The sequence below is a fragment of the Rhizobium sp. BK008 genome, from assembly GCF_014197345.1.
Classification (GTDB): Bacteria; Pseudomonadota; Alphaproteobacteria; order Rhizobiales; family Rhizobiaceae; genus Rhizobium; species Rhizobium anhuiense.
This window is the reverse complement of the sequence record NZ_JACIFK010000007.1, coordinates 318,484-331,576: the sequence shown is the minus strand read 5'-3', so window position 1 is coordinate 331,576 and position 13,093 is coordinate 318,484. Positions and strand designations below refer to the sequence as shown.

Sequence of the window (13,093 nt, the reverse complement as noted above, 5' to 3'; positions counted from 1 at the left end):
ACTTAATGTCGCGGTATGTCGAAGTAAAAATCGAAGATTTCACAGCAAAATCTGAAACACGGGAGGTGGTCGTGAACTATCTTGGTAAGATTCGTGCGCGCTCTGTTCTAACTTCGGCTCGTGATGCAAATGATCCATGCGGAACATCTCGTACTCCCAAGAGAATTCTTGTCACCGGTGGTGCAGGTTTCCTCGGATCCCATCTGTGCGAGACGCTTTTGGCCGCCGGACACCAGGTGATCTGCCTCGACAACTTTTCCACCGGCATGCGGCGCAATATCGCCCATCTGAAGGGGGTCGATCGCTTCAACGTCATTGCCCACGATATCGTCCACCCGCTCGACCTGGAAGTCGACGAGATCTATAACCTCGCCTGCCCGGCATCGCCGCCGCATTATCAGGCCGATCCGGTCCATACGACAAAGACCTGCGTGCTGGGCTCCCTCAACCTTCTGGAACTGGCCGCGCGCACCGGCGCACGCATCCTTCAGGCATCCACCTCCGAAGTCTACGGCGACCCGAACGTCCACCCGCAGGTCGAAAGCTACTGGGGCAACGTCAATTCGTTCGGGCCGCGCTCCTGCTATGACGAGGGCAAGCGGTGCGCCGAGACGCTGTTCTTCGACTTCCACAACACGCACGGCGTCGAGATCAAGATCATCCGCATCTTCAACACCTACGGCCCGCGGATGCGTCCGGACGACGGCCGCGTCGTCTCGAATTTCATCGTTCAGGCCCTGACGGGGCAAGACATCACGATCTATGGCGACGGTTCGCAGACCCGCTCGTTCTGTTTCGTCGATGATCTCATCGGCGGCATGGTCCGCATGATGGCCTCACCGTCGTCGCTGACGGGGCCTGTCAATCTCGGCAATCCGGGCGAATTCACGATCCGGGAGCTGGCCGAGCAGGTGATCGGATTGACCGGCTCGCGGTCGCAAATCATCCATCGCGCTCTGCCGGTTGACGATCCGCGTCAACGTCGCCCCGATATTTCGCTTGCCATGCAGGAACTCGACTGGCGGCCGAAGATCGAGCTGTCGAGCGGCCTGCGTCAGACGATCGACTATTTCGATGGCCTTCTCACCCGTCCGGCACGCGAACTGGAGGCGGTCTGATGGATGCGCCCCGGGTCCTTGTCACGGGCGGTGCCGGCTATATCGGCAGCCACACCGCCAAGCTCCTCCGCTCGGAGGGGATTGAGCCTGTCGTCTACGACAATCTCACGACCGGAAACCGTTCCTCCGTGCGCTGGGGCCCTTTCGTCGAAGGTGACGTCCTCGACTCGTCATGCCTGATCGAGGTCATCGAGAAATATGCTCCCGATGCCGTCATCCACTTTGCCGCCTCGGCCTACGTGGGCGAGTCCGTGCAAAACCCAGCGAAATATTACAACAACAATGTCGGCGGTGCGTTGTCGCTTATCGATGCCTGCCGGCAGACCGGGCTTCGGAACGTCATCTTCTCATCGAGTTGCGCCGTCTACGGCGTCCCCTCGGTGCTGCCGATCGATGAGACGTTGCCGAAGGCTCCGATCAATCCCTACGGCAAGACCAAGCTTATCGGCGAGCATATGCTCGCCGATTATGCGGCGGCCTACGGCCTGCGGTATGTTGCCCTGCGTTACTTCAATGCCTGTGGCGCCGATCCGGACGGCGATCTTGGCGAATGGCACGTTCCGGAAACTCATCTCATTCCGCGGGCGCTGCTGGCCGCGGCCGGCCGGATTCCGCATCTGGAGATATTCGGCGATGATTACGATACTCCCGATGGGACCTGCATAAGGGACTATATTCACGTCGCAGATCTCGCGCGCGCCCATGTTCAGGCCTTCACCCATCTCGCCAAAGGCGGAGCAAACCTCGCTGTCAACCTCGGCACCGGGCGGGGTTTTTCCATCAGGGAAGTCCTGCGCGTGATCCAGGAAACGACCGGATGCGCAGTCCCGGTCGTCATCCATCCGCGCCGGCCGGGCGATCCACCCAGCCTCTACGCCGACGCCAGCCTGGCCCGCGAGACGCTCCGCTTCCAGCCTCGTTATTCCGACCTCCAAACCATCGTGCGGACAGCGGCTCCGTTCTTCGGACTGGAGGCGCGCGCGTGACCGAACTTGCGATTACCCAAGCGACGCATGCTCCGGAACTCTCCCACGAGCCGCTTCTTGTCCCGGTTCTGACCGGACATCGGCGGGCCGAATATCTGTTCTCGGCGGCCGTATGGCTCTGCGCCTTCGCCTATTTCTGGATCTGGTGGCTGGAGCCGCGCCATCACGTCGATGCTTTCGGGACAATTACGGTGAGCCTCGTTCTTGCCTGGGTGACCGCTCTGCCGGCCTATTTCATCGTCGTTTTCTATCGGGCGGCAAGACCGAACGGCCCCTTGCGCCTGCCGGCGGGCAGTCGCGTGGCCATGGTCGTGACCAAGGCGCCGGCGGAACCCTTCTCGGTCGTCAGTGAAACCCTGCTGGCAATGCTTGCCCAGGAGGTGGAACACGACACCTGGCTTGCCGACGAAGACCCTTCCCCCGAGACTCTCGACTGGTGCTCCAGGCACGGGGTCTTCGTCTCGACCCGCAAGGGGCGATCCGATTATCATCGGACGTCGTGGCCCCGACGCACGCGGTGCAAGGAGGGCAACCTCGCCTTCTTCTACGACCAATGCGGCTACAACCGCTACGATTTCGTGGCGCAACTCGATGCGGATCATGTTCCCGCGCCCGACTATCTCTTCCACATGCTGCGTCCGTTCGCCGATCCAAAAGTCGGCTATGTCTCGGCCCCCAGCATTTGCGACAAGAACGCTTCCGAAAGCTGGTCGGCACGTGGAAGGCTCTATGCCGAGGCCAGCATGCATGGCTCGCTCCAAGCCGGTTACAATGGCGGCCTGGCGCCGCTGTGCATAGGCTCGCACTACGCGGTGCGTACCGTCGCCCTCAAACAGATCGGCGGCCTCGGTCCGGAGTTGGCTGAAGACCATTCGACGACATTGATGATGAATGCCGGCGGCTGGCGGGGTGTGCATGCGCTGGATGCCATCGCCCATGGTGACGGCCCCAGAACCTTCAGCGATCTCGTGACGCAGGAATTCCAGTGGTCGCGCAGCCTGGTCATGGTGCTGTTGCGGTACTCGCCGAGCCTGGTCGGCCGGCTGCCGCGGCGGCTCCAGTTCCAGTTCCTCTTTTCGCAACTCTGGTATCCGCTTTTTGCGTTCTTCATGTTGCTCATGTTTGCGCTGCCGATCATCGCGCTCGTGCGCGGCCAGAACTTCGTGACGGTGACCTACCCCGATTTCCTGGCGCATTTCGCACCGCTTTCCATCGCTCTGGTGGTGATGGCTTATCGCTGGCGCGCCAGCAACTCGTTCCGCCCCTACGACGCCAAGATCCTGAGCTGGGAATGCATGCTCTTTCTCTTCGCGCGCTGGCCCTGGGCGCTCGCCGGCACGCTGGCTGCGGTGCACGATTTTGTGACAGGCTCCTTCGTCGATTTCCGCGTCACGCCGAAAGGGCGGTCCGAAGTCGATCTGCTGCCGGTGCGTGTCCTGGCGCCCTACGCTTTGCTGGCGCTCATGGCGGTATTGCCCGCCCTGGCAATCGACGATGCCGGCGCCTCCAAGGGGGGTTACTTCTTCACCGTCCTGAACGCGGCAATCTACTGCGCGCTGCTGTTGGTCATCGTCGGGCGCCATTCGAAGGAAAATACGGTTGCGGCGGCCCCGCGTTTCTACCGTCCGGCGATGGCGACCGCGCTTGTTGCGCTCGTCGCGCTGCCGGGGGTTGCCACCATCATGCGCGGAAAGGATGCGACCGAGGCACTCGCCTGGGGCAGCGGCCGCCTTCAGCTGTTCGAAGAGCGCTATGCCGTCTCCGGTGCAGGCCGGGGCGGGACCGCGCTGCGCACGATCTTTTTCAAACCACGATGGATTTCCGATCCGGAGGAGATCCAACTGAGAACCGATGCCGCTCACCCGGACGTGCGGCCGAGCGTGGAGGAACTACACAATGCATAGCCCATCCAAAATAGCCCTGTTGTCGTTAACCGGCCTGTTGCTATCGGGAGTCGCGGTGCTGCCGACCGCTCTGGGCAGTTCTGCCGAAGGGCAGCCGCTTGCCATGACGACATCGTCCATCGCGCCGCCGACCAAAATGCCGGTTGTCACGAAGGAGTCGATCACGTTCGGCGCCTATGATCCGCACGGAGATTTGGGCGCCTCGCCCGATTCGAAGATCGAACACCTCTTCCTGCCCTGGGAAGATGTCGATCTGCGCACGCTCGTCCTCGCCGACAATTATGCGCAAGCGCGTGGTCGCACCCTGCTGATCTCGGTCGAGCCCTGGACCTGGTCACGCGATTGGCGCCAGACCTCGCAGGAACTACTGCACAGCATCCTGGACGGTTCGCGCGATGCGAACATGGCCGCGGTCTGCTCGACCGCTGCCACGCTGAAAAGTCCGGTCATCATTCGCTGGGGACAGGAAATGGACGAAACCGACAGCCAGTTCTCCTGGTCGCATTGGCAGGGCGCCGATTATGCCAAGGCCTATCGCCGGATGGTGGAGGTCTGCAAGGTCCACCTGAAGACGGCCAAATACATGTGGTCACCGAAGGGCAATGAGGGGCTTCAGGCCTTTTATCCCGGCAGTGATGTCGTCGATATCATCGGCCTCTCGGTCTTTGGCCTGGAGCAATACGACAGGGACAAGACTGGCCGTGACCAGACGTTTGCCGAGCACCTTGCGCCCGGATACGCCCGTGTCGCGGGTTACGGCAAGCCCATCATGGTTGCCGAACTCGGCTACGAAGGCGACGATTCCTTCGTGCGAAACTGGGCCGAGAGCGTAACGAAACGCTATCCGCAGTTCCCGGCGCTCAGCGCCGTCATCTACTTCAACGACCGTGAAGTCTATCCGTGGCCGGACGGTTATGGCCGCCCCGACTGGCGGCTCGTCCACGAAAGCATCAATTGAACAGAAGGAACCTGAACATGTCCATGCTTCAAAAAATGTTCCTGGCCGTCGCCCTGACCAGCGGTATCGCTACGGCTGCGTCCGCTGCCGCAACCAATGAGCCTGCGGGGATCGAGACGGCAAAGCCGATGAGCAGCGCGGAAATCTATCAGCTCTACAACCAGAATTCCTGGATGTGGAAAGCCGGCGCCGGCTACTTCTCCGCGAAGGCGCGTCGCTTTACCGCCTGGTCGCGGGAAAATGGCTCGCCATCCTTCGGCATGGGCCGCTGGTTCGTCACGGAGTCGGGCAAACTCTGCTTCAACGCCGACTGGCACGCCAAGACCGGAACGGCGACGGCAATCACCTGCTTCAGCCACCGCAAGAAGGGCGGCCTGATCTATCAGAAACGCGAACCGGACGGTCAATGGTACGTGTTCAAGAGCAGACGGACACAAGCCACCGACGAATTCGCAAAGCTTCGCCACGGCGACTACGTGAGGTCTCAATTGGGGAGAATTGAGACGAGCGTCAGTAAGACCAAATAAAGGCGAAGCTAGGGGTTGCGCGCGGCCGAGGCGCCATCTGTTTCCTTGTAGGAGCCGGTGCCTGCGCGCAACCCTTTTCATAAAAGATCGCGAAGCGCCTTCGGCGCCGGCAGCAGCACGTCGCCGAGCCAGGATCCCGACTGATGCTCTGCAATGCGCCGGCACGAATGCGACAGCGAGATTCGCGGAAACGAAGCTGTGAAACCGACGACGTTTGGAAATTTAGGCAAACTCAGGTTGCGCTACGCTTTCCGAAGCCGAATGTCTTGCGCAGACTGCTGTCGACCGCGCTTGCCGGCATAAACCTGCGTAACCGGCTTAGAAGCGTCGCCTGGCCACCGGTCGGTTGACGCATTTTGTATGGACCGTTGATTGCAGCCAGGATTTTCTCCGCGACAACCAGCGGCGACGGCGCGGTTTTGATCTGGGCCTGTACCGTCTTGATGGTCGCATCTGCCTGTGCTGCGTAAGCGCCGAGGGGCGCGTCGGTTTGGGCCGCGTTCACATCGAGCTTGGTATTGGTGAAGGTCGGCTCAACCAGCACGACGCGCACGTTGAACTCACGAATCTCATGGTCCAGCGACTCCGACAGTCCTTCGAGTGCATGCTTGCTGCTGGCATATATTCCCATGAACGGCGCCGGCAGGAAGCCGAGGACCGAGCTGATATTGATGATCAGACCGCTGCGAGCGGCGCGCATGGAGGGCAAGGCAGCGCGGATCATGCGCAGAGGGCCGAAAACATTGGTATCGAAGACCGCCTGGGCTTCGGCAGGCGACGTGTTCTCGACCGGGCCGACCAGCGAAACGCCGGCATTGTTGATCAGGATGTCGATTCTGCCTGCCTCGGACAAAACCCATTGAACAAAATCGGAGACCGAGGCGTCATCGGTGACGTCGGCAGTCCCATAGCGCACGCCGGGAATGGCATTGACACGCTGCGGGCTACGCACGCCGCCAAAGACCTGAAAACCGTTTTGTGCAAGAAGGCGGGCCGACGCTTCGCCGATTCCGGAGGATGCTCCGGTGATGACGACGACTTTATTTTGAGACATGGAGGCTCCTGGCTGGGCGCGAGTGGTTGAATACGTGCTTCAATTATAGGGTCAGACTTTTCACCCTGTCGCCAAAGGACAGTGTCTCAGAACCTGGCATCCAAGCACGTAAGATTTCGATCAACATCTATCCTTGCTTTAGATGTCAATCGAAATATAAAATCAAGCACTTTTTGCTTTACGGCGATTTTTTCGATGATCGCGCCTGCAAACGTGCCGGGGCATGTCGGCAGGGAGCGGCATGAGCCTCAACGGGTTCAGGATTTCGGAGCGACAGTCCCCGCTCGGTTTCGAGCGACGATTTCGTCGTGGGTCAGGCTGGTGCCTGCCGCGAAGAATTCCTTGATCAGCGCGTCGCGATTATCGGCTGCGCGGGATCGATCCGCCGATCGCAGCGCTTCTTCCAGCTCATCTGCTGCAAGCTCGGTGCAATAGGCCGGGGTGCCGGGCTGCTGACGCCAGGACGCCGCCAGCCCTCCTGCATCCAGAGCATCAAAACCGGTGGCCTCGACCAGATCTATGGCAATCGCCTTTGCTTGCGGAGCATCGCCTGCAACCGGGATGGCGATGCGTCCATCCGTGTCGTCAGGCCGCCCCTTCTCCGCCAGCGTTGCCGCCAGCACGGCATTCCACGCCTTGACGACGGGTCGGCCGATCTGCCCGCTCACCCAAACGCTTTCGGGCATGCCGCCATCGACGTCGGCGATCGCGCCGTCGCGAAACGGATAATAATTCGACGTATCGATCACCACGACGTCTTCAGGCACGCCATTGAAGAGCCGACCGAGATCGCGACAGTTTGCGAACGGGATCGAAAGAACGATCGCCTCGACGACCCGGACGGCTTCCTCTTTCGAAACGGCGGTCGCTCCGATATCGCCGGCAAGATCGCGGATGGTGTCCGGCCCCTTCGAATTGGCAAGCTTGACCTCATGGCCGCCGGCGGCAAGTTTTCTCGCCAGCGTCGCGCCGATATTTCCGGCGCCGATGATTCCGATCTTCATGGGATGTCCTTTCTCTGATGTGGAACTAAGCCCGCCTCAATCGCGGGCGGGACGCGCGAATGCGTGCAGCGTGTCGCGCAGATCGGCCAGCCCCTCGTCCGTGAGCTGACAGGCGGTTTTGATTTTGTCGGTGACGGCCCAAAGCGCCTCACGCAGGGATTCACCGGCTTTGGTAAGATGGATGAGCACCCGCCGCTCGTCGTTACGATCGCGCGTCCGGGTCACCATGCCGGCCGATTCCAGGCGCTTCAGCAGCGGCGTGATCGTGCCGGTGTCCATATCGAGCTTCAAACCCAACTCTCCAACGGCGCGGGGCGTACCGCCGTAAAGTTCAAGCATCACCAGGTATTGCGGGAATGTTAGACCGAGCGGCTGCAAAAATGGCTTGTGAAGGCGCGCCATCCGGTTGGCCGCGCCATAGAGCGCAAACGAAAGTTGGGTGCCGACCGCGCGGCGGGATGCGATTTCGTTGTTCGACATGGTTTCATCTAGTGTGCTTTTATCTAGTGCACTAGATAATGCCTTTGTCGAAGAGAACAAGGTCGGCAGCGCTAAATTAGGCGCTTATCGCGTTCAGGGAGGTCTCGCGGTCCGACGTGCCGAGCGCTTTCATGATGAAGCGGATTTGGGCATGGAGGCCGACTGCGGTGGCCCCTCCCTCCTGAACCCGCTGCTCGACCAGAACCGGACGGAAGAACGGCAGGAACGCAGTGATGATACCGCGCGCGGCTTCATCGGCGTCTTCGACCTTGAACTCGCCTGTCTGCAGACCCTCGCGGACAAGCGCTTTGAGGATTGCCAGGATCTGCTCATTATGCGCGTTGATGGTCGCCCAACTTCCGTCCGTGGCGGCGACGAGCAACTGGTGCATCGGTCTGTCCTCCACCAGCATTCTCGTGCTGTGCCGGTGGATGGCGGTCAAAAGATCCGCCAGCTTTTTGCTCGCCGGCGCATCCGTTCGCGCGATCGCCAGAGCGATTTCAGCAACGTCTTTGACAACCAGTCCGCAGACCGAACTGTTGATCGCCGTCCTCGAGGGAAAGAAGCGATAGATATTGGCGCGGCTCATGCCGAGTTCGGAGGCGATGTCGGCGACCGACGTCTTATGATAGCCGATCCGCCGAAAATACCTTTCCGCCACCTCGAGTATCCGCGTCCGCGCCTGCTCAAGGTCACTTCCGGACCCGCAAAAGTCGTCGCCGCCGCCGGAGAACATCACTCGGCAGCCATTGACGTCGGCAACTCCACCTCCTTGGGTAACTCTACCTCCTTCGGAGAATTTTCATGGCTTTCGTTTTTCGTCGGCTTGATGCGGAACCAGGTAGCGTAGAGGGCCGGAAGGAAGAGCAGGATCATCACCGTGCCGACCGCCGTTCCGCCGATCAGCGTGTAAGCCATCGACCCCCAGAACACCGAGTGCGTGAGAGGAATGAAGGCAAGCACAGCGGCAAGGGCTGTCAGAATAACCGGACGCGTCCGCTGCACCGTCGCCTCGATGACGGCATGATAATCGTCGAGTCCGGCTGCCTTATTCTCCTTGATCTGTTCCGTCAGAATCAAAGTGTTGCGCATCAGAATTCCCGCCAGCCCGATCAATCCGAGAATGGCATTGAAGCCGAAAGGCTTATCGAAGAGCAGCAAGACCGGAACCGCCCCGGCAAGACCGAGCGGCCCTGTCAGCATGACCATGGTCATCGTCGACAGGCTACGGACCTGCAAAACGATTACGATCAGCATGGCGGCAATCATCGCCGGGAAGATCTTGACGAGGGCGTTGTTGGCCTTCAGTGATTCCTCGATGTTTCCGCCCATCTCGATGCGATATCCCAGGGGAAGCGAGGCAATCAGCGGCTGAAGCGCCTTCATAACCTGCGCTGAGACCTCCGGCGGCTGTGTCGCTTCGTTGATATCGGACCGGATCGTAATGACAGGCATTCGATCGCGGCGTTTCAGGATCGGCTCTTCAAACCGGATTTCCGAGTGGCCGATCTGATCGAGCGGAACCTGTCGCCCATCCCGGCTCATCAGCGAGAAATCTGCCAATCGTGAGGGATCAAGCCGGTTGCCGCCGGCACTGCGTGCAACGACAGGCACGTTGCGGATATTTTCGCGAACCTCGGTGATCGGAATTCCGCTCAGCAGCAATTGCATCTGCTGGGCTGCCTCGGCCGGCGACAGACCGATCAGGTTCAGCCGATCCTGGTCGGGAACGAAACGCAGCACGGGCGTGCGGTTGCCCCAATCGCGGTTTGCCTGGCGAACATCCGGCACGCTCTTCATGATAGCGAGAGCTTTGTCGGAAATCTGGTACAGTTGCTCCTGATCCGGGCCCGTGATCCGGAACTCGACCGGAAACGGCGTGTAAGGACCGAAGACGAGCTGGGTGACGCGGACATAGGCTTCAGGGGCGAGCCCATCCGAAATGGCCGCGCGCAGCCGAAGCTTCAGTACCTCGCGTGTGTGAGCGTCAGGGGTCAGCACGACGATCTTGGCGAAAGACGGGTCCGGCAATTCCGGCGCCATGGCAAAGAAGAAGCGGGGAGCGCCCTGCCCGACATAGCTGGTGACGGTCTTTGCCTCCGGCTGTTTCTGCAGCCAACCTTCGAGCTTCTCGACCGTTGCCGTCGTCGTCTCGATGCTGGTGCCTTCGGGCAGGCGGACTTCGACGAGGACTTCGGGACGGTCCGACGTCGGGAAGAACTGCTTTTTCACCCCGCCCATTCCAACGACGGAGATCCCCATGACGATGGCGACCACCGCACAGGTGACGAACTTGTGGCGCACTGTGAATTCGATAACCCGCCGCAGGCGCCGGTAGTTCGGGGTGTTGTAAATGGCGTGATGGCCACCTTCGACCGGCTTGATCGCCGGCAGCATCTTGACGCCGAGATAGGGCGTGAAGATCACCGCGACAATCCACGAGACGATCAGGGCAAAGCCGACGACCCAGAAGATGTTGCCGGCATATTCGCCGGCGGTCGACCGGGCAAAGCCGACCGGCATCAGCCCGATGATCGTCACGAGGGTGCCCGACAGCATCGGTGCTGCCGTGTGGCTCCAGGCATAGGCGGCCGCCTTGATGCGATCCATCCCCTCTTCCATCTTCACCACCATCACCTCGATGGCGATGATGGCGTCGTCGACCAGAAGGCCGAGCGCCAGGATGAGCGCACCAAGGGTGATGCGATCGAAGAACCGGCCGGTTTCCAGCATGATGAGGAAGACGACGGCAAGGGTAAGCGGAACGGCCAGAGCCACGACGATGCCGACACGCCAACCGAGGCTGACGAGACTGACGAACAACACGACGCCGAGCGCCATGGCGAATTTCAGCATGAACTCGCCGACGGCTTCGTCGATGTTGACGGCCTGGTCGCTGACCTTGGCGAGGGTCATGCCGAGCGGCAAGGTCTTTGCGATCGCGGCGGATCTTTCTTCCAGCGCCTTGCCGAGTTCCAGACCGTTCCAGCCCTGTTGCATCACCGCGGCAAGCATGATGGCGGGCTCGCCGTCATGGCGAATGAGATAGGTGGCCGGATCTTGATAACCGCGCCGCACTTCGGCAAAATCCGAGAGCTTCAAGGTGCGTCCGGCGGCGACGATCGGCGTGTCGGCGATCGCCTGGATGCTGTCGTAGGCGCCATCGAAGCGAATGAACACCTGGGGCCCACGCGTATCGATCGATCCGGCCGGCGTCACGGTGTTTTGCCGCTGCAAGGCGGCCGCGATGTCCTGTGACGAAATGCCGAGGGTGGCGAGCTTGGCATAGGAGAATTCGACGAAGATCTGTTCGGGCCGCTCTCCGAGGATGTTGATCTTCTTGACGCCGGGCACATGCAGAAGATCCTGGCGGATCACCTCGGCCTGGCGCACAAGCTCGCGCATCGGCATGCCCTTGGCCTTCAGCGCATAAAGCCCGAAGCTGACATCGGCGTACTCGTCGTTGACAAAGGGACCGAGCACGCCCCCGGGCAGGTTGCGGGCCTCGTCTCCAAGCTTCTTTCGAGCCTGATAGAATTCCTCCTCGACGGCCGTGGCCGGCGTGCTGTCCTTCAAGGTGACGGTCAAAAAGGCATAACCGGGCCGCGTCGTCGTCTCGACACGATCGTACCAGGTGAGTTCCTGGAGGCGCTTTTCGAGCGGCTCGGCGACCAGATCCTGCATTTCGCGCGCTGTCGCGCCCGGCCACACCGTTGTCACGGTCAGGGTCTTGATGGTGAAGGACGGGTCCTCGGCGCGCCCGAGCTTGACGAAGGCATAGGCGCCGGCGGCGGCCAGCAGAACGATGAAGAACAGGGTGACGGCCCGCTCGCGAACGGCGAGCGCGGATAGATTGAAGTTCATCAGTTTGCCGCCTCTGCCTGTTCTACCGTGGCGCGCACGCTGGCGCCGTCCTGCAGCAGATGGGCGCCGAGAGCGACGACCGGCTCGCCTGCATTGACGCTGGAAACCACCGCAACCTCCTCACCCATCTGTTCGATTTTCACTTGCCGGAAGTGGACGATCGACGATGCCTGGTCGAAGACCCAGACGCCGGTGCGCCTGCCATCGTCCAATACGGCGCCGACCGGCACCGCGGCATGCGATTGACTACCGCCGTTGGCGATTCTGATCGTCACCGTCGCGCCCAGCGGCGCCGACGCTGCGGCGCCATCCAGAACCCAGCGTGCCTCATAGGTGCGGGTTTGCGGATCGGCAGCGTCGGAGATCTGGCGAAGCCGGGCCTTGTCCTGCCGGCTTTCGTTGCCGTAGATGCTGGCATCGGCGATCTCGCCGAGCTGCGGCCTGAGAAATTCCGGAAGCCAGACCAGCGCTTCACGCGGGCCGGCCTGTGCGAGCCGGACCACGGTTTGTCCCGCGGTCACGACCTGCCCCGGCTCGCCCAGCGTTTCGACAACCGTTCCATCGGTGTCGGCAACCAGGACGGAATAGGCGGCCTCGTTTTCCGCGACCTTGGCGTCCGCTTGCGCCGCGGCAAGCTGCGCGGTAGCGGTGTCAAGCGCTGCCTTTGCCTGCTCATAGCGCTGCGGCGTCGCGGCCAATCCGTTTTTCACCAGAGCGGCGTAGCGTGTCTCGTCTGCTTGCGCCTGGGTCAGCACAGCCTCGGCTGCGGCGACGGCGTTTCGTTTCGCCGTCAGGGCGAGACGCAGATCGGTTTCGTCGATGCGCATCAGCGGCTGACCGGCCTTGACCTGCACGCCGACGTCGACATAACGCTGCACGATCTTGCCGGGCACACGAAAACCGAGATTGCTTTGCACCCGGGCGGCGATGGTGCCGGTGAAGCTGCGCTCGGCGGTCTCCGGCCTCTTTGCCTCAACCAGTTTGACGAATGGCGGTGTAGTGCGGGGATCGGCGGCTTGTGCGCTTCCTTCCGAGGACACCCCGACAAAGAAGAATGCCGTGGCGCCGGCGGCTGCCAGGAGGCCGAATGAGGCGAGGAGGATTTTGCGGTTCATGTCAGTAAGCCTTCTTGACGGGCGCAGCATTTAAATTAGATTGCGATCTAACTCTAATTCTGATATAGATGTCAAATGAAATC

The 13,093-nt window shown here is 61.2% G+C and carries 11 protein-coding genes; 5 read left to right on the top strand and 6 right to left on the bottom strand.

All coding sequences use genetic code 11. From position 1 onward, the window contains the following. Positions 1 to 71: 71 nt before the first annotated feature. Genes FHT69_RS25750 through FHT69_RS25730 form a run of 5 tightly spaced genes read left to right on the top strand, consistent with a single transcriptional unit; the run spans position 72 to position 5,493 of the window. Positions 72 to 1,118 (top strand): UDP-glucuronic acid decarboxylase family protein, encoded by a 1,047-nt coding sequence (locus FHT69_RS25750; RefSeq protein ID WP_183906141.1) that lies wholly within the window; start codon positions 72 to 74, stop codon positions 1,116 to 1,118. After that, positions 1,118 to 2,104 (top strand): UDP-glucose 4-epimerase GalE, encoded by a 987-nt coding sequence (galE, locus tag FHT69_RS25745; RefSeq protein WP_047617040.1) that lies wholly within the window; start codon positions 1,118 to 1,120, stop codon positions 2,102 to 2,104. Before FHT69_RS25750 ends, galE begins: the two co-directional genes overlap by 1 nt. Beyond that, positions 2,101 to 4,008, top strand: coding sequence for a glycosyltransferase family 2 protein (locus FHT69_RS25740; protein ID WP_183906140.1), 1,908 nt, complete (start codon positions 2,101 to 2,103; stop codon positions 4,006 to 4,008). The genes galE and FHT69_RS25740 overlap by 4 nt, the downstream gene beginning before the upstream one ends. A 19-nt stretch (positions 4,009 to 4,027) precedes the next feature. Continuing rightward, complete coding sequence (locus tag FHT69_RS25735; RefSeq protein WP_183906165.1) at positions 4,028 to 4,966, top strand: glycoside hydrolase family 26 protein; 939 nt, start codon at positions 4,028 to 4,030, stop codon at positions 4,964 to 4,966. 17 nt (positions 4,967 to 4,983) lie between these two features. Then, positions 4,984 to 5,493, top strand: coding sequence for a DUF995 domain-containing protein (locus FHT69_RS25730; RefSeq protein ID WP_063474739.1), 510 nt, complete (start codon positions 4,984 to 4,986; stop codon positions 5,491 to 5,493). Positions 5,494 to 5,725: 232 nt separating this feature from the next. Here the strand turns inward: FHT69_RS25730 and FHT69_RS25725 are convergent, their stop codons facing one another. The 6 genes from FHT69_RS25725 to FHT69_RS25700 form a co-directional block, all read right to left on the bottom strand. After that, positions 5,726 to 6,547 (bottom strand): oxidoreductase, encoded by an 822-nt coding sequence (locus FHT69_RS25725; RefSeq protein ID WP_097594932.1) that lies wholly within the window; start codon positions 6,545 to 6,547, stop codon positions 5,726 to 5,728. A 257-nt stretch (positions 6,548 to 6,804) separates the two neighbouring features. Then, positions 6,805 to 7,551 (bottom strand): NADPH-dependent F420 reductase, encoded by a 747-nt coding sequence (locus FHT69_RS25720; protein WP_183906139.1) that lies wholly within the window; start codon positions 7,549 to 7,551, stop codon positions 6,805 to 6,807. Positions 7,552 to 7,587: 36 nt separating this feature from the next. Beyond that, positions 7,588 to 8,031, bottom strand: a complete 444-nt coding sequence (locus FHT69_RS25715) for a MarR family winged helix-turn-helix transcriptional regulator (protein WP_097594934.1) — start codon at positions 8,029 to 8,031, stop codon at positions 7,588 to 7,590. Between the two features lie 76 nt (positions 8,032 to 8,107). Then, positions 8,108 to 8,767, bottom strand: a complete 660-nt coding sequence (locus FHT69_RS25710) for a TetR/AcrR family transcriptional regulator (RefSeq protein ID WP_028757375.1) — start codon at positions 8,765 to 8,767, stop codon at positions 8,108 to 8,110. After that, positions 8,767 to 11,895, bottom strand: coding sequence for an efflux RND transporter permease subunit (locus FHT69_RS25705; RefSeq protein WP_183906138.1), 3,129 nt, complete (start codon positions 11,893 to 11,895; stop codon positions 8,767 to 8,769). The genes FHT69_RS25710 and FHT69_RS25705 overlap by 1 nt, the downstream gene beginning before the upstream one ends. Then, positions 11,895 to 13,010, bottom strand: coding sequence for an efflux RND transporter periplasmic adaptor subunit (locus FHT69_RS25700; protein ID WP_127430983.1), 1,116 nt, complete (start codon positions 13,008 to 13,010; stop codon positions 11,895 to 11,897). Before FHT69_RS25700 ends, FHT69_RS25705 begins: the two co-directional genes overlap by 1 nt. Positions 13,011 to 13,093: the final 83 nt, after the last annotated feature.